The 25,052-nt window shown below is 64.0% G+C and carries 22 protein-coding genes; 11 read left to right on the top strand and 11 right to left on the bottom strand.

All coding sequences use genetic code 11. The annotated features are described in order from the left end of the window. The first annotated feature begins 58 nt into the window (after positions 1-58). Positions 59-910, top strand: a complete 852-nt coding sequence (locus CIT40_RS21445) for a LysR family transcriptional regulator (protein WP_094895494.1) — start codon at positions 59-61, stop codon at positions 908-910. A gap of 54 nt (positions 911-964) precedes the next feature. Here the strand turns inward: CIT40_RS21445 and CIT40_RS21440 are convergent, their stop codons facing one another. Next, positions 965-2,311 carry an acyl-CoA dehydrogenase family protein gene (locus CIT40_RS21440; protein WP_094895493.1) on the bottom strand — a complete coding sequence of 449 codons (1,347 nt, stop codon included), beginning with the start codon at positions 2,309-2,311 and terminating at the stop codon, positions 965-967. 145 nt (positions 2,312-2,456) lie between these two features. On the opposite strand from CIT40_RS21440, the gene CIT40_RS21435 reads away from it, so the two are divergent. Beyond that, the gene (locus CIT40_RS21435) at positions 2,457-3,197 is read left to right on the top strand and encodes a helix-turn-helix transcriptional regulator (RefSeq protein WP_244607429.1); all 741 of its coding nucleotides are present in this window, start codon (positions 2,457-2,459) and stop codon (positions 3,195-3,197) included. On the opposite strand, the gene CIT40_RS21430 is transcribed toward CIT40_RS21435, so the two are convergent. Beyond that, positions 3,161-4,504 (bottom strand): acyl-CoA dehydrogenase family protein, encoded by a 1,344-nt coding sequence (locus CIT40_RS21430; protein WP_244611821.1) that lies wholly within the window; start codon positions 4,502-4,504, stop codon positions 3,161-3,163. The two genes, CIT40_RS21435 and CIT40_RS21430, sit on opposite strands and share 37 nt — an antisense overlap. Before the next feature lie 1,128 nt (positions 4,505-5,632). On the opposite strand from CIT40_RS21430, the gene CIT40_RS21425 reads away from it, so the two are divergent. After that, positions 5,633-8,095 (top strand): putative bifunctional diguanylate cyclase/phosphodiesterase, encoded by a 2,463-nt coding sequence (locus CIT40_RS21425; RefSeq protein WP_094895491.1) that lies wholly within the window; start codon positions 5,633-5,635, stop codon positions 8,093-8,095. On the opposite strand, the gene CIT40_RS21420 is transcribed toward CIT40_RS21425, so the two are convergent. The 3 genes from CIT40_RS21420 to thrS all read right to left on the bottom strand — a co-directional run bounded on the left by CIT40_RS21420 (position 8,081) and on the right by thrS (position 12,112). Continuing rightward, positions 8,081-9,349, bottom strand: a complete 1,269-nt coding sequence (locus CIT40_RS21420; RefSeq protein WP_094895490.1) for a serine hydrolase domain-containing protein — start codon at positions 9,347-9,349, stop codon at positions 8,081-8,083. The two genes, CIT40_RS21425 and CIT40_RS21420, sit on opposite strands and share 15 nt — an antisense overlap. A gap of 63 nt (positions 9,350-9,412) precedes the next feature. After that, positions 9,413-9,976, bottom strand: a complete 564-nt coding sequence (locus CIT40_RS21415) for a nitroreductase family protein (protein WP_094895489.1) — start codon at positions 9,974-9,976, stop codon at positions 9,413-9,415. A 93-nt stretch (positions 9,977-10,069) separates the two neighbouring features. After that, complete coding sequence (thrS, locus tag CIT40_RS21410) at positions 10,070-12,112, bottom strand: threonine--tRNA ligase (protein WP_162307601.1); 2,043 nt, start codon at positions 12,110-12,112, stop codon at positions 10,070-10,072. A gap of 183 nt (positions 12,113-12,295) precedes the next feature. Here thrS and CIT40_RS21405 point away from each other — a divergent pair, with 183 nt between their 5' ends. Further along, positions 12,296-13,465: an MFS transporter gene (locus tag CIT40_RS21405; protein WP_094895748.1), complete on the top strand. Its 1,170-nt coding sequence runs from the start codon at positions 12,296-12,298 to the stop codon at positions 13,463-13,465. Between the two features lie 91 nt (positions 13,466-13,556). After that, positions 13,557-13,946: a hypothetical protein gene (locus CIT40_RS21400; protein WP_094895488.1), complete on the top strand. Its 390-nt coding sequence runs from the start codon at positions 13,557-13,559 to the stop codon at positions 13,944-13,946. Between the two features lie 66 nt (positions 13,947-14,012). On the opposite strand, the gene CIT40_RS21395 is transcribed toward CIT40_RS21400, so the two are convergent. Both CIT40_RS21395 and CIT40_RS21390 read right to left on the bottom strand, forming a co-directional pair. Next, on the bottom strand, positions 14,013-14,339 hold the full coding sequence (locus CIT40_RS21395) for a GrlR family regulatory protein (protein ID WP_094895487.1): 327 nt from the start codon (positions 14,337-14,339) through the stop codon (positions 14,013-14,015). A 167-nt stretch (positions 14,340-14,506) separates the two neighbouring features. After that, positions 14,507-15,841: an alpha/beta hydrolase gene (locus CIT40_RS21390; protein ID WP_094895486.1), complete on the bottom strand. Its 1,335-nt coding sequence runs from the start codon at positions 15,839-15,841 to the stop codon at positions 14,507-14,509. A gap of 314 nt (positions 15,842-16,155) precedes the next feature. Here CIT40_RS21390 and CIT40_RS21385 point away from each other — a divergent pair, with 314 nt between their 5' ends. Both CIT40_RS21385 and CIT40_RS21380 read left to right on the top strand, forming a co-directional pair. Next, positions 16,156-17,523 (top strand): APC family permease, encoded by a 1,368-nt coding sequence (locus CIT40_RS21385; protein ID WP_094895747.1) that lies wholly within the window; start codon positions 16,156-16,158, stop codon positions 17,521-17,523. 14 nt (positions 17,524-17,537) lie between these two features. Then, a complete protein-coding gene (locus CIT40_RS21380) occupies positions 17,538-18,737 on the top strand; it encodes a hypothetical protein (protein ID WP_162307600.1) in 1,200 nt (399 codons plus the stop codon). Between the two features lie 20 nt (positions 18,738-18,757). Here the strand turns inward: CIT40_RS21380 and CIT40_RS21375 are convergent, their stop codons facing one another. Next, positions 18,758-19,318 carry a helix-turn-helix domain-containing protein gene (locus CIT40_RS21375; protein WP_094895484.1) on the bottom strand — a complete coding sequence of 187 codons (561 nt, stop codon included), beginning with the start codon at positions 19,316-19,318 and terminating at the stop codon, positions 18,758-18,760. Between the two features lie 356 nt (positions 19,319-19,674). Here CIT40_RS21375 and CIT40_RS21370 point away from each other — a divergent pair, with 356 nt between their 5' ends. From CIT40_RS21370 to CIT40_RS21360, 3 genes are read left to right on the top strand one after another with little or no spacing between them, the layout of a single operon-like run. Then, positions 19,675-20,988 carry an MFS transporter gene (locus tag CIT40_RS21370; RefSeq protein WP_094895483.1) on the top strand — a complete coding sequence of 438 codons (1,314 nt, stop codon included), beginning with the start codon at positions 19,675-19,677 and terminating at the stop codon, positions 20,986-20,988. Positions 20,989-21,043: 55 nt separating this feature from the next. Next, the gene (locus CIT40_RS21365) at positions 21,044-21,568 is read left to right on the top strand and encodes an MOSC domain-containing protein (protein ID WP_094895482.1); all 525 of its coding nucleotides are present in this window, start codon (positions 21,044-21,046) and stop codon (positions 21,566-21,568) included. Continuing rightward, entirely contained in the window at positions 21,565-22,521 is a 957-nt protein-coding gene (locus CIT40_RS21360; RefSeq protein WP_094895481.1) for a PDR/VanB family oxidoreductase, read from the top strand. The genes CIT40_RS21365 and CIT40_RS21360 overlap by 4 nt, the downstream gene beginning before the upstream one ends. A gap of 8 nt (positions 22,522-22,529) precedes the next feature. On the opposite strand, the gene CIT40_RS32930 is transcribed toward CIT40_RS21360, so the two are convergent. Then, a complete protein-coding gene (locus CIT40_RS32930) occupies positions 22,530-22,739 on the bottom strand; it encodes a hypothetical protein (protein WP_094895746.1) in 210 nt (69 codons plus the stop codon). 92 nt (positions 22,740-22,831) lie between these two features. Further along, positions 22,832-23,167 (bottom strand): membrane protein insertion efficiency factor YidD, encoded by a 336-nt coding sequence (gene yidD / locus CIT40_RS21350; RefSeq protein ID WP_094895480.1) that lies wholly within the window; start codon positions 23,165-23,167, stop codon positions 22,832-22,834. 240 nt (positions 23,168-23,407) lie between these two features. On the opposite strand from yidD, the gene CIT40_RS21345 reads away from it, so the two are divergent. Continuing rightward, positions 23,408-24,307: a COG3904 family protein gene (locus CIT40_RS21345; protein WP_162307599.1), complete on the top strand. Its 900-nt coding sequence runs from the start codon at positions 23,408-23,410 to the stop codon at positions 24,305-24,307. Between the two features lie 52 nt (positions 24,308-24,359). Here the strand turns inward: CIT40_RS21345 and CIT40_RS21340 are convergent, their stop codons facing one another. Beyond that, positions 24,360-24,809 (bottom strand): iron-sulfur cluster assembly scaffold protein, encoded by a 450-nt coding sequence (locus CIT40_RS21340; protein WP_094895479.1) that lies wholly within the window; start codon positions 24,807-24,809, stop codon positions 24,360-24,362. Positions 24,810-25,052: the final 243 nt, after the last annotated feature.

Below are 25,052 nucleotides of genomic sequence, written 5' to 3'. Positions count from 1 at the left end.
GCATGAGAAGAGACAAGGATGTACGATGGTCATACATTTCTGTATGGCGGGATGTCCGATGGACTGGAGCGACCTGCGCATCTTCCTGGCAATTGCGCGCGAAGGCACGCTCGGAGCTGCCGCACGAAAGATCGGCCAGACCCAGCCGACGATGGGCCGGCGGCTTCGCGCCCTCGAGACATCGTTGGGCCAGACGCTGTTCCAGCGCACGGCGGATGGCCTGGTGCTGACCGACGAGGGCACCGCCGTGCTGCGCCATGCCGAGCGGATCGAGGACGAGGCACTCGCGCTGGAACGCCACGTCTCCGGTGCCGAGACGCAGCTCGATGGCCTGTTGCGCCTGTCGTCGTCGGACTGGTTCGGGACGGTGATGCTGTCGCCGGTGATCGCCGCGTTCGGCAAGCGCCACCCCAAGGTGACGGTGGAGCTCCTGACCGATGCGCGGCTCTACAGTCTGCCGCGGCGCGAAGCCGATCTGGTCTTCCGCATCAAGCCGTTCAGCGAGCCCGAGGTGATATCGAGAAAGCTGCTGCACATTCCCTACGCGCTTTACGGCAAGAAGGGCAGCAAGCCGCCGCGCGCCGGCGACGGCAGCAGCGTCCGCGTCGTCACCATGAATGCCGAGTTCGCCGACATGCCGGACGCCGTCTGGCTGAAGCGCGCGCTGCCGAATGCAGCAATCGCCTCGCGCAGCAACAACAGGCAGGTGCAGGCCGAGCTTTGCGCCAGCGGCGACGGCTTTGCCGTGTTGCCGCGTCCGCTCGGCGACCGCGACCGCCGTCTGGTCGCGCTCGACATCGGAACGGTGCCGCCCGGCCGCGACACCTTTGTTGGTTATCACCGCGACCTCAGGCGACTCGCCCGTCTGCGCGCGCTGCTTGATCTCGTGATCGAAAGGTTGTCGGAGTAGCGGGGCGTTCGCGGAAAAAAGGGACCGGCCTTCCAGAGGCCGGTCCCGAAAGTTCTATTCCGCAGCTTCCATGATTCCGCGCGTTCTGGGCAGGGGATCGGCGACTGTGTCGATGGCTTCCATCGACTTGTCGAACTTGACGAAGTCGTCGTCCATGATTGCGCGCGGATTGAAGTTCTCGTCCGCGATGATGCCGTGCACGCGGCGGCGCTGCATTCCCATGTTGCCGCCATCGTAGATCGGCAATACGGAAGCCTCCCGGAGATATTTGCCGAACTTGTACTCCGTGCTGAGGCTGTTGACGCCGACAATCTGCATGCATTTGTAGACGCAATCGATCATCGTTTCGGTAACATTGATCTTGCACATTGCGCCGATGAGTTCGGCGTGCTGCGAGTGCTTGTCGAGGTAGTCGGCGGCCCGCCAGGCGAAATAACGCGCGGACTCGATCTTGGCGGCGATGTCGCCCATGATGTAGCCGGCATTCTGGAAGCGGATGATCGGGGTGAGCGATCCAGCGGTGTTGCTCTTCAGGAATTTCAGCGCGTCCTCGTAGGCCGCCCGGGCTACGCCGACCGCGGCAATCGCCGCCACCGGACCAGACCAGGCAAAGTTGCGGTTGATGACGAGATCGCCGTTCCCCGCGGCGCCGGGCAGCAGGTTGTCGACAGGAACCTCGGCATTCTCGAACACGACAAATGCGTTCGACGTGGTGCGGTGGCCTTCCTTGTCGAGGAACGTCCAGGTGATGCCCGGCGTGCCGCGCTCAACGACGATCGCCGACAATCCCTCCGTGCCGCCGACGCTGCTGTCGGTGCGGATGATCGCGGTCTGGGTGTTGGTACCCAGTCCGTCCCAGCCCGCGGAGGACGACCATTTCTTCTTGCCGTTGATGATGAACCGGTCGCCCTTCTTGACCGCCGTCATGCCGATTCCGGCCTTCGGCAGCGGGCTGTCGAAATTCGCCGTGCCGCCGGTGCCGCCCGGCGGTTCGCCGGCGGTCCAGGCGCTCAGATAGGTCCCGGTCGGGTCGGACGTCGCCTCGCCGAGGAAGCGCTTCTTTTGTTGGTCGGAGCCGTACCACAGGACCGGCATCAGGCCGAGGCCGTTGCAGAGGCAGGTACAGGCGAACCCGGGATCGACGGAGGTGATCTCCTCGCAAGCAATCACGTAGTCGAGGCACGACATTTCGGCGCCGCCATATTGCTTTGGCAGCATGGCCATGGCGATGCCCGCCTTGTAGGCCTCGATATAGGCGCCCTTGGTCTTTTGGTAGGCCAGCATGGGGTCCGGCTCCTTGTCGGCTGCCGGGATGACAGGCGCGAGGATGTTCTCCGTAAACTCCCGCGCAAACTTCTGAATCTTCCGCTGCTCCGGTGACATCGTGAAATCGATCGCCATTCGCGTTCTCCGTTGATTGCTCGTTACAGATCGTTGGAGGCGAGGCCGGCCGGGCTGCTTCAACGCTCCCATCATGGGGCGTCGGGATAAAACGACAAGAAGATACTTTAGGCAGGTAAATCTGTTTAAAGTATCTAAAGCGCTTTTGGCGCGTGCAATCTGTCGGCGTTTTGTGCATGATGTGATTGAAATTGACGCAGCGCCGGTCCGTTTCTTCGGATACATCTGGCGATGCAGCCGTAACTGGAGGCTTTGCGTGATCGTCGGCGATACCCAGCAAAAGCTGCTGGCCAAACTCCTGGAAGCCAAGGCCGGACTGACGGTGGACGAGCTCGCCGGCGAGGTCGATCTCACGCGCAGTGCGGTGAAGCAGCATCTTTCGGGGATGGAGCGTTCCGGATACGTGCAGCACACGTCTTCGAAGAGCGGAGGCCGGCCACGCTTTCTATATACCTTGACCGAAAGCGGTATTGATCTGTTTCCGAAGCGCTATTCCTGGTTTTCGCGCGTCATGTTCGAGAGCCTGCGCAAGAAGATCGGCGCGTCGAAGTTCGGCGCCTACATGTTCGAATTGGGTGTGGACATGTCGGCGGCGGCGATTCCCCGGCTGGTGGGAAAGACCCGGGTCGAACGCGTCGTCGAGATCGTGAAGATCATGAACGAGACCGGATTCGCGGCCCGCGTCACGTCCCCCGGCAAGGGTGAGAAGCTTCCCCGCATCGAATGCAAGAACTGCGTATTCCACGATCTTTCGAAGGATTACACCGAGGTCTGTCAATTCGACCTCGGCTTTCTGTCCGGCCTGATGGGCGCGCCTATCGAGCATCAGGAATGCATGCAGCGCGGCGGTCAGGCCTGCCGCTTCAGGTTCCTGCCGACGGCTTGAGCATCTGGCGGGGGCGCCTGCTTTCCGAAGGGCGTTGCGGCCGAGGCCGCGATAGAGCGCGGGTCGAAGGCGGGATCGGCCATGACCGCACAGATCTTCCGCATCTGCATGCCGACATTACCGGCGTCATAGAGCGGGAAAACCGAGGCTTCGCGGAGATAGCGCCCGAGCGGATTGGATTTGTCCAGTGCGTTGACGCCCACGACCTTCATCGCCTGAAACACGGCGTTGAACAGCATTTCGCTGCAAAACACCTTCGACATAGGGCCGATCGCATGACCGTTGGCGTCGTGAAGGTCGTGATAATGGGCCGCCTTCCAGGCGAACGCGCGTCCGGCCTCGACCTTCATCGCGACCTCCGCCAGCGTGTAGGCCACGATCTGGTGGTTGATGATCGGCTTGTCTCCTCCGCCGGTGTATTTTTTAGACCACGATAACGCGTATTCGTAGGCGGACCGCGCCACACCGACGGACGCGATCGCGGCCACGGGTCCCGACCAGGTAAAGGCCTTGTTGACGACGAGATCGCCGTTTCCAACCGCGAACGCGTTTTCCTCCGGCACACGGCAGTCCGAAAAAACCACGGAATTATTCTGACAGATGCGGTGCCCAAGTTTGCTGATCGGCGGCTCGTAGGTGACGCCAGGGGTCCCGCGTGGAATGATGATGGCGCTCAGCGCGCGAGATCCTTCAGCCTCGGGCGTGGTCCGAACGATGCAGACATTGACGTCTGCGCCCTGCAAATCCCAACCACCGGCGTTTGCCGGCCAATGCTTTCGTCCGTTGAGGATGTACTCGCCGTTTTTCTTGTCGTGCACAGCGGTCAACGCGATGCCGGCGGGAAGGGATGCCGGGCCGTCGAAATTCGCCGTTCCCCCGGGGGTCCCGGCTGCTTCGCTCACGGTCCATCCGGCCAAATATTCACCGCGCGGATCGCTGGTCGCGGGCACCAGCCATCGTTGCTTCTGCCGTTCGTTGGCGAACCAGACCAGCGGCATCAAGGCCAGTCCGTTCACGAGCAGGATGGTAGCGAAGCCGGGATCGACTGCGCAAAGTTCTTCTACCACGATCTGGAGATCGACGTTTGAGATGCCGCCGCCGCCGTACTTCTTGGGAATGAACCCGGTAGCGAAACCGAGCTTGTAGCTTTCGACGTAGGCGCCCTTGATCGACTGGAAAGCCTTCTGCGGATCGGGATGTTCGTCGGCCGGGCTCACCAGCGGACCAAGGATTTCGTTGGCGAACTCGCGGGCCATCCGTTGCAGGCGCCGCTGATAAGACGTCAGCGTAAAATCGATCGGCATCATCGCCTCCGTCAGTTAAAACAGTTTTACATATCTAAAGTCCTCGCGGTTGTTCTTATTGTGGGCAACCGTGACCTATTGAAAGGCACGCGAGAAGGAGTCCGGGCGAAGCAAGTCGGCCCGGCAGTGCACGTTCCCGGTGATCCGCGTTGTTCGCACCGGAGACAGAGGTTGGCTTTCCGTAGCCCGGCTAGGGGGTGCCTAATTGGGCCTACTAGAATTTGACGACCTGTCGGGCAAAACACCCCATCCATGGGTCGACCCGGATCGGCAAAAATATTCCACTTTACCGAAATTCGGAAACGGCGTATGTGTCGCCTCAACCCGGCCCAAGGAAGAGGGGCGTATCGCGATCGTCACGAACGCGGGCCGGGCGGCGGTGGACGTGGGTCACATCGGCGCGAAGGGTTTTGCAGGGCGGGCAACCGTGAGCAAGGCGCCTCGCGCACACGACCGGTGCGATCGGCGTACGGCAAAATCGTGTGGTCCTGGCGCCCGCAGTCTGGCGTCAAGTGTTGCGGTGATGTGGAGGGCCCAACCGGGCCCACGCATCGGTCATCCGCAAGGCGACGGGGCAATAGTGCAACGCTCCCGGGGAGAGCACGACATAAGCCGTAAAGCCACTGCGCAGGGAAGGCCGGGATGTCCTGGCTACACCTGTATGCCGCTGTGCAGCTTCTTGTCACGCAGGATTCGCACAGTGGACCGCGGGTGCCAGCCGGCACCCGGTCTTCCCTGCGCCCTTTTCCAATCGAGGGCGAAGCGACGAAGCAAAGCTCGGGCGACATGCGCCGCGAGGATGATCAATCATGTGTGCCGTTGAACACCGCTCTCGTGCCCCGGACGCAGCGCAGCGTCCCTTCGACGGTGCGCTGCAGAGCCGGGGCCCATGCATCAGCGGGTGTGGGGCCAACTGGGTCGCGGCTCTGCGCAGCAGCGTAAGAACGCTGCAGCGCGTCCGGGACACGCTCGCATCGCCTTCTCACATCCGTCATGGTCTCTAACGCGCACTAACCAACACCTGACTTAAAACTGTCATAATCGCCGAATGGAACCCGTGCCTGCGACCTTTTTACAGGTCGTTAAGCGCACCTGCATTGGATGCAGCGGGAAAGTGCGTTGGGGACTGCCATGAATGCCGCGAAGAAAGTGTCGGGAAAACCGGCCGCCGAAATGTTCGACGACATCCCGGTGCTTCAGCGCAAATGGCGTGCCGCGTTGAAGCCGGGCGATCGGCTGCCGCGCTATGAGGACGTGATGCTCGGCAGTCTCGGACGGCTCGCCGATCACATCGCGCTGCTGAGGGGCGACGGCACGCTCGAACTGTCGCGTAGCGGACGGTACGTGCAAAAATGGCTCGGCGAGGAGCGCTGGGACATTCCCGTCGCCGAATTGTCGCCGGATTGCGCCACGGCACTGTCGGAAGCGGCGACGAGCGCGCTTGCCAATGGACGACCGCATCGGGCCAGCGCGCATTGCGTGCGCGACGGCATGGTGCGGACCTACGACGTGCTGGCACTGCCGACGGCCTCGCGCTGGGGCGCCACGCTGGTCGGCGCTTATGTCAACGAGCGCGGCGCGCAGTACAATCTGCTGGACGCGATCTTTGCCTCGACCGACGATGCGGTGATCTCGCTGGCGACGCTGCGCGATGCCGGCGGCAAGCCGTCCGATCTGCAGGTCGTGCATCACAACAACAGCGCAAGCGCGCTGCTGAAGGTCGAAACCGGCAGCCTGTTGTGGCGGCGGATCGGCGAAGGCAGCACGCTGCTGGCCTTGCCCGAGATCATGAACTTCCTGCTCAGGGCCGTCGCCGGCGGCCGCGGCGAGCAGCTCGAGATCGAGAGCGAGGGCCGCCACCTCCGCCTCAGCGCGACGGCCTTCGCCGACGTGGTCTCGCTGACGATCTCCGACGTCACCGCGTTGAAGCGGCGCGACGCCTCGTTCCGCCTGCTGTTCGACAACAATCCGATGCCGATGTGGGTGTTCGACGCGCAGACCAAGGAATTCATCGGCGTCAACGACGCCGCCGTCCAGCATTACGGCTACAGCCGCACCGCTTTCCTGCGCATGAAGCTGCACGAGATTTGGCCGGAGGACGAGTGGGACAGCCACGCCGAGGCACTCGAGCGCCTCGGCGAGGCCTATCACTCCTCGCGCAACTGGCGGCATTTGCGCGCCGACGGCAGCGAGATCGAGGTGCTCACCTTCGGCCGCCGCGTCGCCTTCGACGATCGCGACGGCTATCTGGTCGCGGTGGTCGACATCACGGAGCGGCGCAAGGCCGAGGCGCGGATCGCGCATATGGCGCACCATGACGGGCTCACCGACCTGCCGAACCGCGAATATTTCCAGGAGCGTCTGAGACAGGCGCTGGACCAGGCCGGCGACAAGCGCGTCGGCGTGCTCTATATCGACCTCGACCTGTTCAAGAACATCAACGATTCTTTCGGTCATCTCGCTGGCGACCGCCTGCTCAAGGAGGTCGCCGAACGCCTCACCACCGCGGTCCGCGGCGGCAATCTGGCGGCCCGGCTCGGCGGCGACGAATTCGCGGTGATCCTCGCCGCCGACGTCTCGCCGAACGAGGCTAGCGCCTGCGCTGGCCTGCTGATCGACATGCTGAAGGCGCCTTACGATCTCGACGGTCAGGAGATGGTGATCGGTGCCAGCATCGGCATCGCGCTGTCGCCCGGCGACGGCACGACGCCGGAAGAGCTGATGCGAAATGCCGACATGGCGCTGTACCGGGCGAAGTCCGACGGCGGCGGCGTCCACCATTTCTTCGAGCGCGAGATGGACCTGCAGGCGCAGAAGCGCCGCGACATGGAGCTCGATCTGCGCCGTGCGTTCGCCAATGGCGAGTTCGAGCTGCATTACCAGCCGCTGGTGTCGATCGCCTCAGACCGAATCTCCGGCTTCGAGTCGCTGCTGCGCTGGCGTCATCCGGACAAGGGGATGATCTCGCCGGCGGAGTTCATCCCGGTTGCCGAGGACATCGGCCTCATCACGCAGTTGGGAGAGTGGGTGCTGCGCGAAGCCTGCGCCGAGGCGGTCAGATGGCCTGCCGACGTCAAGGTCGCGGTCAATCTGTCGCCGGCACAATTCCGCAGCCGCAATCTGGTTCAAATCGTGATCTCGGCGCTGGCGCAGTCCGGCCTGTCGCCGCGGCGGCTCGAGCTCGAAATCACCGAGTCGATCTTTCTCGCCGAGACCGATGCCAATCTCGCCATCCTGCATCAGTTGCGCGAGCTCGGCGTCGGCATCTCCATGGACGATTTCGGCACCGGCTATTCCAGCCTCAGCTATCTCAGGAGCTTCCCGTTCGACAAGATCAAGATCGATCGATCGTTCGTGAAGGATCTGGCAGAGCGGCCCGATTGCGGCGCGATCGTGCGCGCGATTTCCGGCCTCGGCCGCAGCCTCAACATCACCACGACTGCCGAGGGCGTCGAGACCGAGGACCAGCTCGACTGGCTGCGCGCCGAAGGTTGCAACGAGGTACAGGGCTTCCTGTTCAGCGCGGCGCGGCCCGCCGGCGAGATCGCAAAGCTGCTCGCCGATTTCGGCCAGCGCGCCTCACGGGCGGCGTAGTCCTTCGGGGTAGCAGTCGTAGACCAGCGCCTTGAAGGCGGGGGTGATGCGGCTGCGTTCGTTCTGGGTCTGCTGCATCATGAGGTAGACCATGTCGAGTTTGGGATCGACGCCGAAATAGGTGCCGCTCCCGGAGTCCCATTTCAGCTCGCCGAGCGAGCCCGGCGGCGGCGGTTTCGCGTTGCCGGGATCGGTCCGTACCGCAAGGCCGTAGCCATAGCCAAAACCGTCGCCCGGGAAATAGAAATAATCGCGTCCGACGCCGGAGCCGGGCCCGATGTGATCGGTCGTCATCGCCTTGAACGCGGCCGGGCTCAGATAGCGTCGACCCGCAAACGTTCCGCCGTTGAGCAGCATCTGGGAGAAGCGCTGATAGTCGGTGATGGTGGAGAGCAGGCCGCCGCCGCCGGATTGCCATTCCGGATGGTCAAGGCGTTCCCGCTCGCCGGCAAGCAGGATGAAGTCGTTCGGCAGCGGCCGGGCCATCCGCGTCAGCTCGTCCTCGGTCGCCAGCGCGAACTTGGTGCTGTTCATGCCGAGCGGGTCGAAGATGCGAGCTTTCAGGAACTGGTACAGGGTCTGGCCCGAGATGATTTCGATGACGCTGCCGAGCACGTCGGTGGAATGGCCGTAGCGCCACAGCGTTCCCGGCTGCCGCGCCAAGGGCAGCTTGGCGATGCGGTCGGCGAATTCCCTGTTGTTGAATTGGCCTTCGAAGATGTTGGCCGCCTGGTAGGCCTGCTCGACCCATTTGCCGCCGATATAGTCGTAGCTGATACCGGACGTGTGCCGCAGCAGATCCTCGATGTTGACGGGGCGGACCGGCGGCACGAGGTCGAGTTCCAGCTTGCCGTCCGGCTCCGTGACCTCGAGGCCGACCTTGGTGCGGGAAAACAGCGGAACGTATTTCGACACGGGGTCGGTGAGGGCGAGCTTGCCTTCGTCGATCAGCATCATCGCGCCGAGGCACGTGATCGGCTTGGTCATGGAGTGGATGGCGAAGATCGTGTCCGGCGTCATCGCAAGGCCGGTCCTGGTATCGCGCACGCCGAACGTCTTCTGGTAGACCGGCTTGCCGTGCTGCTGCACCAGGATCACCGCGCCCGGCAGGCGGCCGCTTCCGACCTCGTCGTTGAAATACGCCGTGATGCGCTCGAGCCCGTCAGGCGAGGGGGCGGGGATGTCGGCGGCGCGGCTTCGCGCCATCGTGCCGGCGAGCAGCGCAGCCCCGGCCAGAAAATCACGACGTCTCATCCGGGCTTCCTCCCTCGGCGGGATCAAAGCCGCAAGACGCTCGAGGCGTCAACAAGCGTTCGATTAAAAACGCGTCACGATTTCCGAAAGGAACGGTCGCGGACGGTCTTCGCTCGCTTTGGTCGGCGTGCCCACGTGAATAAAGCCGGCGAGTTTCTCATCCGGCTTGAGGCCGAGGCCGTCGAGCACGTCGCGATCGAACGAGAACCAGCCGGTCAGCCAGCAGGCGCCGTAGCCGAGCGCGGTCGCGGCCGTGACGATGTTCATGGCGCTGGCGCCGGCCGACAATTCCTGCTCGAACGCCGGCACCTTCGGATGCGGCCTGGTGAAGCTGACGATGCCGATCACCAGCGGCGCGTCCATAAAGCGCTTGCGCTCGGTCTCGACGTCGGCCGCGGGCGCGCCGGGATTCTTCCGGGCGAAGACCTTCGCGATCACCTCGCCGGCGCGCTGGCGGGCATCGCCCTCGAAAATGATGAAGCGCCAGGGCGCGAGCTTGCCATGGTCGGGCACGCGCGCGCCGATGGTGAGGATGGTCTCGAGCTCGGCCGCCGAAGGGCCGGGCCCGGTCATCTCGCGCGGCTTGACCGAGCGGCGGGTCTTCAGGAGTTCGATGGCGTCGGGCACTGCGATATCCTCTTCAACTGGTCGGCGGGCGTGCCATGCCGAGATAAGCACGCGCGCCCGCAACCGGAAGCGAGTTTAGATCGATTTCAGGAATCAGGCGATGCCGCGCGCCCGCTTGACGTCGGGCGGCGTGGCCTCGTCGACCAGCGCGGCGATCGCCTCCTCGGTCGTCATCACCTTCTGGCCGTCGCTGCCGAGCCGGCGGACCGAGACCGAATGCGTTTCGGCCTCTTTCTTGCCGACCACGAGCAGCGCGGGAATCTTGGCCAGCGAATGCTCGCGGACCTTGTAGTTGATCTTTTCGTTGCGCAGATCGATCTCGACCCGAAGGCCTGCGCGCCGCGCCTGCTCCATCACCACCTTGGCGTATTCGTCGCCTTCCGAGGTGATGGTGGTGATCACCGCCTGCACCGGCGAGAGCCAGAGCGGGAAGTTGCCGGCATAGTGCTCGATCAGGATGCCGATATAGCGCTCCATCGAGCCGCAGATCGCGCGGTGCACCATCACCGGCGGTTTCTTGCCGCCGTCATGGTCGATGTAGAACGCGCCGAACCGCTCCGGCAGGTTGAAGTCGACCTGCGTGGTGCCGCACTGCCAGTCGCGGCCGATGGCGTCGCGCAGCACATATTCGAACTTCGGCCCGTAGAAGGCGCCTTCGCCCGGGTTGATCTCGGTCTTGATGTGATTGCTCTGCGACTGAATCTCGCGGAGCACGGTGGCCATCACGCGCTCGGCATGATCCCACATCTCGTCGGTGCCGACGCGCTTTTCAGGCCGCGTCGACAGCTTCACGGTGAGATCGCCTGTGAAGCCGAAATCGGCGTAGGTCGACAGGATCAGATCGTTGATCTTGAGGCATTCCTCGGCGAGCTGATCCTCGGTGCAGAAGATGTGCGCATCGTCCTGGGTGAAGCCGCGCACGCGCATCAGGCCGTGCATGGCGCCGGACGGCTCGTAGCGATGCACCACGCCGAACTCGGCGAGGCGCAGCGGCAGGTCGCGGTAGCTCTTCAGGCCGTGCTTGAAGATCTGGACGTGACCCGGGCAGTTCATCGGCTTCAGCGCGAACCAGCGCTTGTCCTCGGCCTCGTCCCCGGCCGATTGCGCCGCGAACATGTTCTCGCGGTACCAGCCCCAATGTCCCGAGGTCTCCCACAGCGACTTGTCGAGGATCTGCGGCGCGTTGACCTCGCTGTAATCGCCGGTCAGGCGCCGGCGCATATAGGCGATCAACTGCTGGAAGATGGTCCAGCCCTTGGCGTGCCAGAACACGACGCCCGGGCCTTCCTCCTGGAAGTGGAAGAGGTCGAGCTCGCGCCCGAGCTTGCGATGGTCGCGCTTTTCCGCTTCCTCGATCTGCTTGAGATAAGCGTCGAGGTCCTCCTGCTTGGCGAAGGCGGTGCCGTAAATGCGGGTCAGCATCGGATTGTTGCTGTCGCCGCGCCAATAGGCGCCGGCCACCTTCATCAGCTTGAAGGCGTTGCCGACCTTGCCGGTCGAGGTCATGTGCGGGCCGCGGCACAGGTCGAACCAGTCGCCCTGATAGTAGATCTTGATCGGCTCGGTGCCGGGAATGGCGTCGACCAGTTCGACCTTGAAGGCCTCGCCCTTGTCGCGGAACACCTGTTTGGTTTTCTCGCGGTCCCAGACTTCCTTCGTGAAAGGCTTGTCGCGCGCGATCAGCTCGCGCATCTTTTTCTCGATGGCGGCAAAGTCGTCCGGGGTGAACGGCTCGTTGCGGAAGAAGTCGTAATAGAAGCCGTTTTCGATCACGGGACCGATGGTGACTTGCGTGCCAGGCCACAGCGCCTGCACGGCTTCGGCGAGCACGTGCGCGCAATCGTGGCGGATCAATTCCAGCGCGCGCGGGTCGTCGCGATTGACGAACTCGATCCTGGCATCGGCCTCGATCGCATCGTTGAGATCGGCGACCACGCCGTCGAGCGCCATCGCAACCGTGCGCTTGGCCAGCGACGGCGAGATGCCCTTGGCGATGTCGAGGCCGGTGATGCCGTAATCGAACTGGCGCTGGGCGCCGTCCGGGAAGGTGAGGGTGACTTTGGCGGCGGGGGTCACGGGCTTCAGATTGCTGAGGGAATATTGGAAGCCGGATTCGGATTTAGGCTGCTCGGTCATTGCTTTTCTCCTGAGGCTCACTCCTGCGAACGAGCGCAGGTAAGCGGGAACGAGCGATATATCAGGCGATTCGGCCTGCGCAATCCGGCAATTCCAAGAAAATTGGCGTATAAAGCGGTGTGCGCACGAACTATTTCGCAGCGGCCCTTTAATCGGCCGGGCGGCTGTTCTACATGCATTTGCATGGAAAATGCACCCGCCGGCCGTTTCTCGCCTACCGCCTTGATGCTCGGCAATCTCGTCACCGGATGCTCGGTGCTGGCGCCGGCGGGCATGCTGCCCGAGTTGGCGAGAGGGCTCGACGTCAGCATTCATGCGGCTGGGCTCCTCATCACCTTCGGCGCGATCACGCTATGCATCGGCTCGCCGCTGACGGCCTGGCTGACCAGCCGCATCGAACGGCGGACGCTGCTCACGACCACGCTTGCGGTGCTCGCCTTCGGCAATCTCGCCTCGGCCGTTGCGCCGGATTACACCAGCCTCGTCGCCATCCGTCTGGTGATGCTCGCGGTCGGCGCGCTCTACACGCCGCAGGCTGCCGGCACCGCGGCCTTGATCGTGCCGGTCGAGCGGCGGGGCAGTACCATCGCCTACATCTTTCTCGGCTGGTCGCTCGCTGCCGCCGTCGGCCTGCCGCTGATCACCTTCATCGCCAGCCGCTATGGCTGGCACGCCGCCTATGGTGCGATCGGCGTGCTCGGTTGTGTCAGCTTCCTCTCGTTGCTGCTGCGGCTGCCGGCGGGCCTCAAGGGCGCGCCGGTGGACCTGAAGACCTGGCGCGATGTCGGCCGCAACGGCACGATCCTGCTGTTGCTCGCGATCACCATGCTGCAGATGTCGGGGCAGTTCGTGGTGTTCACCTTCATGGGTCCGCTGCTCAACAAGCTCACCGGCGCCGGTCCCGATGCGATCGGCATGGTGTTCGCGCTTTTCGGCGTCTGTGGCTTCCTCGGCGTCGTCGTCGCCACCCGCATCGTCGACACCTCAGGGCCGTATCGGACCTCGTTGCTGTTCACCTGCCTGCTGCTCGCGGGCGTCACCGGCTGGGCGCTCGGTGCCGGAACGCTTGCTTTCATGACAGTCGGAGTCGCGATCTGGGGCCTCGGCTTTGCCTCGACCAATTCGATGCAGCAAGTGAGGCTGGTTGCGGCCGCGCCGCCGCTCGCATCGGCGACCGTCGCGCTCAATACGTCCGTCCTTTATATCGGCCAGGCGGTCGGCTCCGCCATCGGCGGGCTGTTGTTCGCCCACGAACTGCTGCATGCGCTCGGCTTCGTCGCGGTCGGTTTCGTCGTGCTGGCGCTGATCCTGGTGGTCATGACCCGGCCCCGGCCTGCGGCCGCGACGGCCTGAATCACGCATTTTCGTGTACGCAAGGTGCTTGGCAAACCGCGCGCGGGAGCGTTAGAAGGCCGGTCATGGGGACCAGGGAGAGTTGACTGAAATGAGGATGATTCTGGCGGTTGCCGCGGTGCTCTATTCAGCCTCCGCGTTCGCGCAAGCCGACAAGCCACCGATGGTGGGGGACAAGCCCTTGGTGCAGGTCAAGCCCAAGGGGGCGAAGGCGGGGACCAAGGAGGCGGCGGCCAAGCCGGCCGCGGCGCCGAAGGGCAGGCCGCAATCGATCGCGGCCCGGCTGCAAGCCTGCCTCGAGCTCGACGATGGCACCAAGGACCGTCTCAACTGCTACGATGCCATCATCCCGCCGACGCCGAAGCCTAAGCCGGCGAAGGCCAAGGGCTACGCCGATTGCCGGTTTTTCAAGGAAGAAGACGAGCGGCTGGCCTGCTTCAATGGATTTGCCGAGAGCATTCCGAAGCTGCCCAAAAGCTGAGACTTACAAGAGCTGAGACTTACAAGAGCTGAGACTTGCAAGAGCCGATCGTGAACGAGCTGAGGCTCAGTCGCTGATCCGGCTCAGCACCGCCCGGAAGGCAACGCCCGGCGCCTGCAGTGCGTTGCCTTCGAATTCCGCGGTGTCACCGTCCTCCCGGCCGGCGAGCGCCAGCGTGATCCGGTCGGCTCCGAACAGGCCCTTGAAGGAGGGGTCGTCGTTATAGCGCTGGGTCGAGATCTTGACCTTGATGCTGTCGCCTTCGCCCGTGTAGGTGCCGATGAAGGCGAAAGCGGAATTGCCTCCGCGCATCTTGCCGTCCGTCACATAGACGACGCCGCAGCCCGTTCCATGAACGGTGTGGAAGTCGACCTTGTACAATCCCTGACGCACTGCATGTCCCCGCACAATTCCAAACGCAACTCGGCCGCAAACTATGAGCTCTGCCGGCGGAAGCAATCCTGTGGCTTCCGGGGATGCCGGCCATCAACATCACATTTTGATCAGCGCCTGAGACAATTGCAGGCAGTGCCGTCAAATGCCGGCTGGCGCAATATCGCTTAGCGGCTCGATGCTGATGGGTTGGTCGAGGCGACGCGCGTCAGCGCCAGCGCGGGCGTTGCCGACATCTTCACCAACACGTCCTTGAGCGGATCCCGCGTCCAGGCACGGGTGACATAGTCGCGATGGGTGATGCCGTCGGCGGTCTCGACGAACACCACGCTGCCGGGACGTAAGGGGCCGTCCATGTCCTCGGCGACGCTGATGCCCTTCTGCCGCAGCGTGCTCATCAGCTCGCGGTCGCGCCGCGCCGTGCCGCGGGTGTAGGCGCTGACGAAGAAGCCGGAACGGTGGCTCTCGATCCAGGACGCGAACTTGTCCATCTCGCCATAGACGGCGTCGAGCAGCACGACACCGCGGACGCGGTCGCTGATGCCGCCGACTTCGAGGCTCCAGGCCGTCGGCAGGAAGCCGCCGCTATAGCCGACGATCACGATCGGCATGTTGGCGAAGGCGCGCGCGCTGTTCGGATCGCCGGTGGCGCGGGCGAGGTGGTCGGCCGATTCCGCCATGAAGCGCTTGAAGCCGCCCGGTTGCCAGAACTTGCCGGCGCTGGAATCGGCCGCATCGACCGCCAATTGCGGGGCAAGCAGCACGGCATTGGCGCCGGAATCGGTGATCTGCTTCGGCACCAGCTGGCGATCACGCACGTCGCGTTCGAGCGTCGCGCCATTGCCGTGGAAGAACACCACGATCACGCCCGGTTTGCGGACGTCGAAATGTTCGGGCACGTGCATCAGCACGCGGCTGTCATTGTAGGTCTCGTCCTGCCAGAACACGCGACCGGAATAGCTGCGATGACCGCGGCGGTCGCCCTTGGCGATATTGAGGAAGGGCGCGTCGGAGGCGGGGTTGGTGCCGAAATAGGGAAAGGCCGACGACTTCATGCTGACGAGGGTGGTCAAGTCGTCGCGCGGCGAGCGCTTGTAGGGGAGCTGCGGCTCGAGCGAAGCGACCTTGTAGGGGGCCTGCTCCGGCGACGGTTGCTGCACTGCGCGCTTCGGCGAGAAGTCCGACATCTGCCGTTGCAGGAAACTCTCGTTCGCCGAGGGGAAGCGCTCCCTGAATTGCGGAGCGGGAAAGCGATCCTCGAACGTGTCGCCGCTCGCGACTTGGGCGTGGGTCTTCGCAACGACCTGATTGCCCCCTTGGACATTGGCCTGCGAGTTCGCCGCGAGCGCCGCCGGGTTCGGCGCCTTGCCGCATTGAACCAGTGTCAGCGACAGCGGCACCAAGGCTGAGATCAGGCCGATCCGGAGCGCACGACAGCGTCGACCGGACGGCCTCCGATCGGCACGATTATCAGCGCTCAGTTTCGGAACGGCCCCGACCATCCACCCATGACCCCAAAGTCACGTCCATCAGCAGCTTCAAATGAGCCGACTGGCGTTTAGGCGACGTTAAGTGTCCGGAGAAACTTCCCCACATCCGGAACGCTCAAAAGGACCATGCAATCGTGTCCTGATTGTGGGGAAGGGGCGTGGGACTTTCCGGAGCGCACGCAGCTTTTTCACCTGGCAGCGGGAATAAGTGGTGCTTGAGTACCTGTTTCCGCCGCCTCATTTAACCCTTGTTAACCCTGCTTGAATTGACTGGGCGAAGCTGCACGATGGCCGGCGAGGCAAGACGCCAGAGGCGAAGGACCCCGATGACGGCATCAGAAGCGGGAGCGGCGCCCTGGACCGGCCGGTTGACAGGAAGCGGGACCGGGGTCTCGGTTCTGGTCGCAACCGCCATCGTCGTGGCCGACATGATCGGGGTCGGCGTCTTCACCAGCCTCGGCTTCCAGGTCAAGGATATCCCATCCGGCTTCTCGATCCTGCTGCTGTGGAGCATTGGCGGCATCGTCGCGCTGTGCGGGGTGTTCGCCTATAGCGAGCTCGGGGCGATGTTTCCGCGCTCGAGCGGCGAGTACAATTTCCTCGGCCGCGCCTATCATCCGGCCTTCGGCTTTCTCGCCGGCTGGGTGTCGGCGACGGTGGGCTTCGCGGCGCCGGTGGCGCTCGCCGCGATGGCGTTCGGCGAATACGCCAAATCGGTCGTGCCCGATCTGCCGCCGATCCCGCTCGCGATCGCCGTGGTGTGGCTGGTCTCGCTTGTGCAACTGACCGGCGTCAGGCACTCCTCGACCTTCCAGCTGATCGCGACCATCATCAAGGTCGTGCTGATCGTCGCCTTCCTGGTCGCCGGCTTCGTCATCGGCGTGCCGCAGCCGATCGCCTTCACGCCGCAGCCGGGCGATCTCGCCCACATCGTCAGCGCGCCGTTCGCGATCGGGCTCGTCTTCGTGATGTATTCGTTCTCGGGCTGGAATGCCGCGACCTACATCATCGGCGAGATGAACATGCCGCAGCGGAATCTGCCGCGCGCGCTGCTTTCGGGCACGCTGATCGTGCTCGTGCTGTATGTCGCGCTGAACGCGGTTTTCCTCTACTCCACGCCTGCAGGTGCGCTCGCCGGCCAGCTCGATGTCGCCAGCGTCGCCGGCAGTGCCATCTTCGGCAGTCTCGGGGGCCGCATCGTCGGCGCGATGATCTGCGTCGGCCTGATCTCCTCGATCTCTGCGATGATGTGGATCGGCCCGCGCGTGATGATGACGATGGGGGAGGACATCCCCGCCTTGCGGGTGTTCTCGAAGCGGTCGACGAGCGGCGCGCCGGCCTATGCCATCCTGTTTCAGCTTGCGGTCGCCAATCTGCTGCTGTTCACGCGCAGCTTCGAGGCGGTGCTCGATTTCATCCAGTTCGCGCTGCTGTTCTGCTCGTTTTTCACGGTCGCGGGCGTCATCAAGCTGCGCATCACCGATCCCGACATGCCCAGACCGTATCGCGCCTGGGGATACCCGTTCACGCCGCTGCTATTCCTGCTCGTGACCGGCTTCATGATGTACTACCTGTTGACCGAGCGTCCCGTGCAGTCGCTCTCGGGGATGCTCGTCATGCTCTTCGGCCTATTGATTTATGCTGTTTTCCGCAGGCGGCCGGTCGCCGCTGGCAATTCAAACGATCGCGCATAGACATGTTTCGCTCCATGAGAATTGCGGCCGTCGTCCTCGCCTTGATGGCTGCGGCCGTCTCGTCCGCGCGCGCCGCCGAAGCCACCTTCGACGACACCGCGCGCTTCCTTGCGGGCATGCAGCCTTCGGCGGACTCGCCGCTGACGCCGTTGACGAAAGAGCCGGGCTGGCAGCGCCACGCAAAGTTCTTCGACGGCGCCTTTGCCCAGCTCGAGCAGCGGCAGCTCTCGAAGATCCGCACCTGGTCCGACGTCAATCTGGCCGCACCGCGGCCGACCATGTTCTACCTGTTCAGCGGTCCGGACTTCCTCTACGCCAACACCTTCTATTCCAAGGCCAGCACCTACGTGCTCGGCGCGCTTGAGCCGGTCGGCGCCGTGCCCGATTTGACGCGGTTGCCGCGCGGCTCGGTCGGCGCCGCGCTCTACAATGTCGAGCACTCGCTCGGCTCGATTCTGAGCTTTTCCTTCTTCATCACCAAGCAGATGAAGGTCGACCTGCGCGCCAACCAGGTCAACGGCACCTTGCCGATCCTCTATGTTTTCCTCGCGCGCTCCGGCAAGACCATCCGTAACGTCGAGATGATCGCGCTCGACGACAAGGGCGGCTTGCATGTCGGCGACGACAATCCGGGGCGTAACGCGGTGCGCGGCGTTCGCATCACATTCGCCGGCGGTGATGGCGAAGCGCGCACGCTGTATTATTTCTCGACCGACCTTTCGAATGCCGGGGCGCGCAACACCGGATTCCTGAAATTCTGCGAGACGCTGGGGCCCGGCAACAGCCTGCTCAAGAGTGCATCCTATCTGCTGCACAAGAGCGACTTCGCCGTTGCCCGCGATTGGCTGCTCGCCAACAGCGCCACCATCATCCAGGACGATTCCGGCATTCCGCTTGCGAATTACGGCGCCCGGCAATGGCGGTTCTTCCCGTTCGGCCGCTATCTCGGGCCGATCGGCGAATTCCCCGGCCGCTACCAGGAGCGCTACGCCGAGTTGTTCACACGTGCCCAGCCGATCGATTTCGGCGTCGGCTATCGCTGGCGGATGCATGAATCCAATTTGCTGCTGTCGGTGAGGGTGCCGGGCAGCGAGAGCGCACCGGCGCCGGAGACGGTTTCGTCCGCCGAGCCGGCGCCGAAGCCGCGTACGAAACGGCTGCGTCCGCCCGAATCCGTCCCGCCATCATCCGGACGGTCTTTCTGGTTCCGGTAGGAGGCGCCGAGGCTCGACCGTCAGGTCGGGCTCTGGGCCACGACGACCAGCACTTCCGCCTTCTGCCGGCCGAGGCTCCTGACCTCGTGCGGGGTCTCGCCTGAAAAATACAGGCAGTCGCCCTTGCCGAGGGTGAGTTCCTCGCCGTCGAGCTTGATCGCGATCTTGCCGTTGATGACGAACAGCAGTTCCTCGCCCGCATGCGAGGCACGCGTGGCCGCCTTGTGCGGCGGGCTCAGCAGGAACGGCTCCATCATCTTGCGGGTGCGGCCCGTGACCAGCGGGACCACGCCAAAGGTGTCCTGGAACAAGGGCACGTTGCCGCCTTCGCGGCGGAACAGCGTGTAGCGCGGTGCGGGCTCGGCGTTGGGGTCGAAGAAGTTCGCGACATTGACCTCGAGGGCTGAGGCCATCCGCAGCAGCGCGGCGAGCGAGGGGACCTTGAGATTGCGCTCGACCAGCGAAATGTAGCCGCGCGTGAGATCGCTCTGCTTCGCAAGCTGGTCCAGCGTCAGGCCCTTGGCGATCCGTGCCTGGCGGATATTGGCCCCGACTGCTGTCGCTTTGCTGACGTCAAGCACGCATGAGTCTCCCGAACGCTGAGACTCCTTTTGCAACAGATGCGGCCGAACTGCCAGCCCGGCGCCCTGGATCGGGTGATCCGGTCGCTCGCAGGTGTATTCCAAAGGAAAACCTATGCGCGGAAATATAGAGCATGGTCGCGGATATTGTGAGCATTTTTGCTGATATGCCGCATAAAAGCGCTAAAAAATAGTGCAATTCAGGTTGTCTGCCTCGATCGTCGGCAATTGCCGCTTCCCGCGGCGTTGATTTCCAACAGTAAACATGATCGATTTTACCGTCCGCCTTGGCCGATGGGCTCCGCGGACAAAGCCAAGAATTTCCCCGTGGTGCCGGTACCTTTCTGGAGAGATCGATGACCGTAGCAGACGACGTAACCCTGAACGTAGCGCCGGACGAGGCGGCGAGCTTACGGCGGATCCTGTGGTCGAGTGTGATCGGCACCGCGGTCGAGTGGTACGACTTCCTGATTTACGGTGCGGCGACCGCGCTGGTGTTCAACAAGGTGTTCTTCGCCGCCGGCAACCCCACGCTCGCCACCATCGCGGCCTTCGGCACCTATGCCGTCGGATTCCTGGCGCGACCGCTTGGCGCGGCGATCTTCGGCCATTACGGCGACCGGGTCGGGCGCAAGGCGATGCTCGCGGTCACCATCATGGTGATGGGCATCGGCACTTTCCTGATCGGCCTGCTTCCGACCTACCAGCAGATTGGCATCGCCGCGCCACTGCTCCTGATCGGCTTGCGCTTCCTCCAGGGCATCGGCCTCGGCGGCGAGTGGGGCGGGGCGGTGCTGATGGTAGTGGAGAATTGCCCGACGCATCGTCGCGGCTTGCTCGGCAGCATGGTGCAGGTCGGCAATCCGATCGGCAATCTCGCGGCGATCGGCATGTTCGCGCTGGTAGCGAGCCTGCCGGAGAGCGACTTCATGGCCTATGGCTGGCGCATTCCGTTCCTGCTCTCGATCCTGCTGGTGGGCGTCGGCCTCTATATCCGCCTCAACATGGAGGAGACTGCGGCCTTCCGCCAGGTCCAGGCGAAGAAGGACGTTGCGAAACTGCCGGTGATCGAGATCTTCAAGCACCATCGCAGGCCGTTCTTCACGGCGGTCGGGCTGAAGATCTCGGAGATCGCTTATGCCAGCATCGGTGGGGTGTTCGTGATGTCCTACGCCACCGCCAATCTCGGCCTGTCACGCACGGTGGTGCTGAACGGCGCCTTCACGGCCTCGTTGGTCGCGCTGTTCGCCATTCCCCTGTTCGGCTGGCTGTCCGACCTGCTTGGGCGCAAGACCATGTTCTATGCGAGCTGCGTGTTCTCGGCGCTGTTTGCGTTCCCGCTGTTCTGGCTGCTCGATACCCGCGATCCCACCATTGTGATCTGCACAATCGTGGTTGCGATCACGTTCGGCCAGATGGTGATGTTCGGTATCGGCGCGCCCTGGTACTCGGAGCTGTTTTCCGCGCGGCTGCGTTATAGCGGTGCCTCGCTCGGCTTTCAGGTCGGTGCAGCGATAAGCGGCGGGTTGACGCCGCTGATCGCGGCGTCTCTGATGGCGTGGAGCGGCGGTGCCACCTGGCCGGTCTCGCTGCTGCTGATTGCTTGCGCCGCCATCACCGCGACCGCGACCAGGTTCGCGCCGGAGATGGCGAACAAGGAACTGACCTGATCCTCCGGCGCGCCGCCTCTGGCGGCGCGCCATGGTTTCTCACAAGGATTTTGTCATGCTCGACACCACCATCGGCGCCGGCTCGGCGCAGGGCGCAACGCAACTCCGCTGGACCGGGGTGGTGCGCTTCCTTCACTTTACCCCGCGCGCGTTCCTGCCGATGCGCGCCGCAGAAACGATCACCCTCGTCGCCGGTCGAGGCATCGAAGGCGACCGCTATATGATCGGCAACGAAGAGGGGTTTTATTCGCACAAGCCCGAGGAGGGTCGGCAGGTCACCCTGTTCGAGCTCGAGACGCTGGTTGCGCTGAAGCGCGACGCCGGTATTGAGCTTGGCCCGGAAGAGCACCGGCGCAACGTGACGGTGGAGGGCGTGCCGCTGAACCACCTCGTCGGCCGCCGCTTCTGGCTGGGGGAGACCCTGCTGGAAGCGACGCGGTTGTCGGTGCCATGCCGACACATCGAGGAGATCACCGGCAAGGCGATCTTCGATCCCCTGATCAACCGTTCGGGCCTCAATTGCAGGATTCTGCAAGGCGGCACCGTGAAGGTCGGCGACACCGTGCGGAACGCGGCATGACCGCGTGCCCGATCACCACGGTCAAGACGGTCGTCACCGGCATCGAGGAGGCGGGAGCAGGCACAAAACTGTTCACGCTGGCCGATCCAGACCAGTGGGAACTGCCGCCCTTCAAGCCCGGTGCGCATATCGATCTGCATCTGCCGAATGGTCTCGTTCGCACCTATTCGCTGTGCAACGAGCCTGCCGACAATGCGCGCTATGTCATTGCGGTGAAGCGCGAAGCGGAGGGGCGCGGCGGTTCACGTGCGCTCCACGATGATGTCAGGGTCGGTGACGTCATCGGCGTCTCGCTGCCGCGCGGCGGACTGGAGGCCGGTGCGGGCATCGCGCGCTGCGTGTTCGTGGCCGGCGGCATCGGCGTGACGCCGTTCCTGTCGATGGCGCGGTACCTCGCACGAACGAAGCAGGCCGACTTCAAGCTGCATCTAATCGTGCGCGAGGAGGTGCCGCTCGCCGCGCAGCTCGGCCCGTTGATCGAAGATGGACGCGTCGTCGTGCATCGGACGACCCGGACCGGACGTCCCGATCTCGCGGCGCTCGTCGGAGAGGGCGGATCGGCGACGATGGTCGCCTGCTGCGGACCGGAAGGCATGACGGACGATTTCGAGCGGGTGACCGCTGCGTGGCCTGCGGCCAATGTTCATATCGAGCGCTTCGTCGCCGCTGCGCCCGTGCTCGATCCCGACGCACAGCCCTTCACGCTGACGCTGGCACGCACCGGCACCGAGATCCAGGTCCGCGCCGGCCAGACCATGCTGGCGGCGTTGCAGGAGGGAGGCATCGAGATCGCGACCTCGTGCTGCGGCGGCATCTGCGGTGCCTGCAAGGTCGGCTGGCTCGAGGGCAAGCCGGTCCATCGCGACCGCATCCTGTCGCCGTATGAGCGCGAGCGTTATCTCATGGTTTGCGTCGCCGGCTCAGATACGGACCGGCTGGTGCTGGACCTCTAACGTCCAGCTTACCAGTGCACGCTCTGGCTCGGCACGATGAACGCCGTGGTAGCCGGCGCGGTCGCAAGGCTCGATGCCAGATACCAGCCGGAGCCGAGCACGAGCATCAGCAGGCAAACGATCGCGAGCAGATCCATGGTGCGGGGGTCATGATGCGGCCTCCCGCCGGGCGTTGGTCCAGGCCTGAGGTGGAGATGAGGGCTGATTTTCCAGCGCATTGTTGTTTCCTCCCTGGGGAGCGTCAAAACAACGCGGGAGGAAAGTTTGCGGTTCCCGTCAGGCCAGCGATGCGCAAAGCACCGCAGCAATGTCATGCATTGACGCCGCGCCAGCGGGCGTATCGCCATGGCAGGTACCAGTGCGCACCGGGCGGTGCGGTGAGCGGCACATTGTCGATACCCGATGTGCCGAACGGATTGCAGCGCAGCAGGCGCGCCAGCGTCATCCAGCCGCCGGCCCAGAGCCCGAACCGCTCGATCGCCTCGTCGCCATAGACGGAGCAGGTCGGCAGATGCCGGCAATTGTAGCCGACCAGGGGCGACAGCGTATGCCGGTAAAGCCAGATCAACGCACGGCCGAATCTGCGTGGGAGCCGAAATACCCCTTCGACCGAGCTGGAACAGTGCCCGCAGGCTGGATGCTTCATGTGCGCTATGCTGCGATGTTGAGCGAGGATTGCGCGGTTCCGGCGCAGGGAACTGTAAGCTGTTGTTTCCGGGCCATATTCTGCGTGCTTTTTGGGAGCAGTGCAGCAAGTACCTATGGACGATCTGTATTCCCCCGGATACCATTTTTGTGACGTCCATGTGTAGACTCATCGGGCGCAAAACGGGGCGTGCCTGAATCGGCTTTGGCTTAGTGCTTGGGGCTTGGGGAAGGGACCAGTTTGAAAGTTCTGACGTCGCTCAATCTTCGCGGCTGGTTGCTGGTGGGTACCGCCGTCTGTGGAGTCGCGCTGGCTGGCGTCGTTGCGACATCAGGGTCGTCGGCCCGCGCTGGCGCTGCTCTCGAAGAGCGCAAGCTGCCGATGAAGTTCAACTGGATCGCCTGCGAGCCGAATTGCCGCGGCTGGGTCAGCGCGGTCGGCATCATCACCGCCGATACCCCGAAGGATTTCGAGGAGTTTTCCCGCGGCCGCCAGCTCGGCGGTGCCACCGTGGTGCTCGATTCCAGCGGCGGTTCCGTCAACGACGCGATTACGCTCGGCCGGCGCTTCCGCAATCTCGGTCTCCTGACCACGGTCGGCATCAGCCTCCGCGGCGGGCAGTCGGCCCGTCCGGCGGTTTCGCCGGAGGCCTATTGCGAATCCATGTGCGTGTTCCTGCTGCTGGCCGGCAAGAAGCGCTACGTGCCGGAAGCCGCCCATGTCCGCGTCCACCAGATCTGGATGGGCGACCGCGCCGACGATGCCAAGGCGGCGAGCTACAGCGCGCAGGATCTGATGATCGTGGAACGCGATATCGGCCGTCTTGCCAAATACACCTTCGACATGGGCGGCGCCGGCGACCTGCTGTCGCTCGCGCTCAGCGTTCCGCCGTGGGAAGACCTGCACGAGCTGGACGCAGGCGAGCTCAAGCTCACCAATCTCGTGACGACCGACCTCGTGGCCGACGTGCTGCCGCATGTGGACATCTCTGCGCCGGCCATGGCGGAGCTCGCGCCGAAGATGCAGGCGAGGTTCGGCGCCGAACCCGAACAGCCGCAGCCTGCCAAGTCGACCAAGACCGCCGAAGCCCTGGTGCCGACCGGTGGCGTGGCCGCACCAGCTCCGGCGACGCAGAAGTAAGCTCTCAAATCCCGGCAGTCAGTCCCGGCATGCGCGGAGCGCGAAGCGGACCTCAGCCCTGCGCCGCAGCCGGCTGCTTGGCCTCGATCTGGCCAATGGCGTCGACCACCGCGTCGAAGGTCAGCAGCGTCGAGGCGTGCCGCGCCTTGTAGTCGCGGACCGGCTCGAGGAACTTGATCTCCTCCCATTTGCCTTCAGGAGGCGCACCGTTCTCCTTCAGCATCTTGCGAACAGTTTCGCGTAACGCACGGAGTTCGCTCGCAGTCGAGCCGACGATGCGACTTGCCATGATGGATGAAGAGGCTTGTCCGAGCGCGCAGGCCTTCACGTCATGGGCGAAGTCGATGACCTTGTCGCCCTCCATCTTGAGATCGACCTTCACGGTCGAGCCGCACAATTTGGAGTGGGCGGTAGCGGACGCGTCGGGGTCCGGCAGCCGTCCGAGGCGCGGAATATTGCCGGCTAGTTCAATGATCCGCTTGTTGTAGATGTCGTTCAGCATGTGAGGAGTCCAACACGTCCACACCCACTTCCGCGCCGGATCGGCCTTGGCGGGCGGCGTCCAGGGTCCTATATAGGAGCGGAACTGGCGGAAAAACAGTCCAGCCGTGCGGTGACGGTGATCCAGATCTGTGCTGCCAGCGTTACAGCGCCAGGACCTTTTTCGCCGAAACTGTTCTCTACAGGCGTCCGGCGGCATTGCCGCCCCGTCTGCCGGTGACACTCCGGCCGCAAGGCCGTCGAA

Origin of the sequence: Bradyrhizobium amphicarpaeae (genome assembly GCF_002266435.3) — a bacterium.
Classification (GTDB): Bacteria; Pseudomonadota; Alphaproteobacteria; order Rhizobiales; family Xanthobacteraceae; genus Bradyrhizobium; species Bradyrhizobium amphicarpaeae.
Note: the sequence above shows the minus strand (reverse complement) of the source record. Positions and strands in the feature narration are given on the sequence as shown.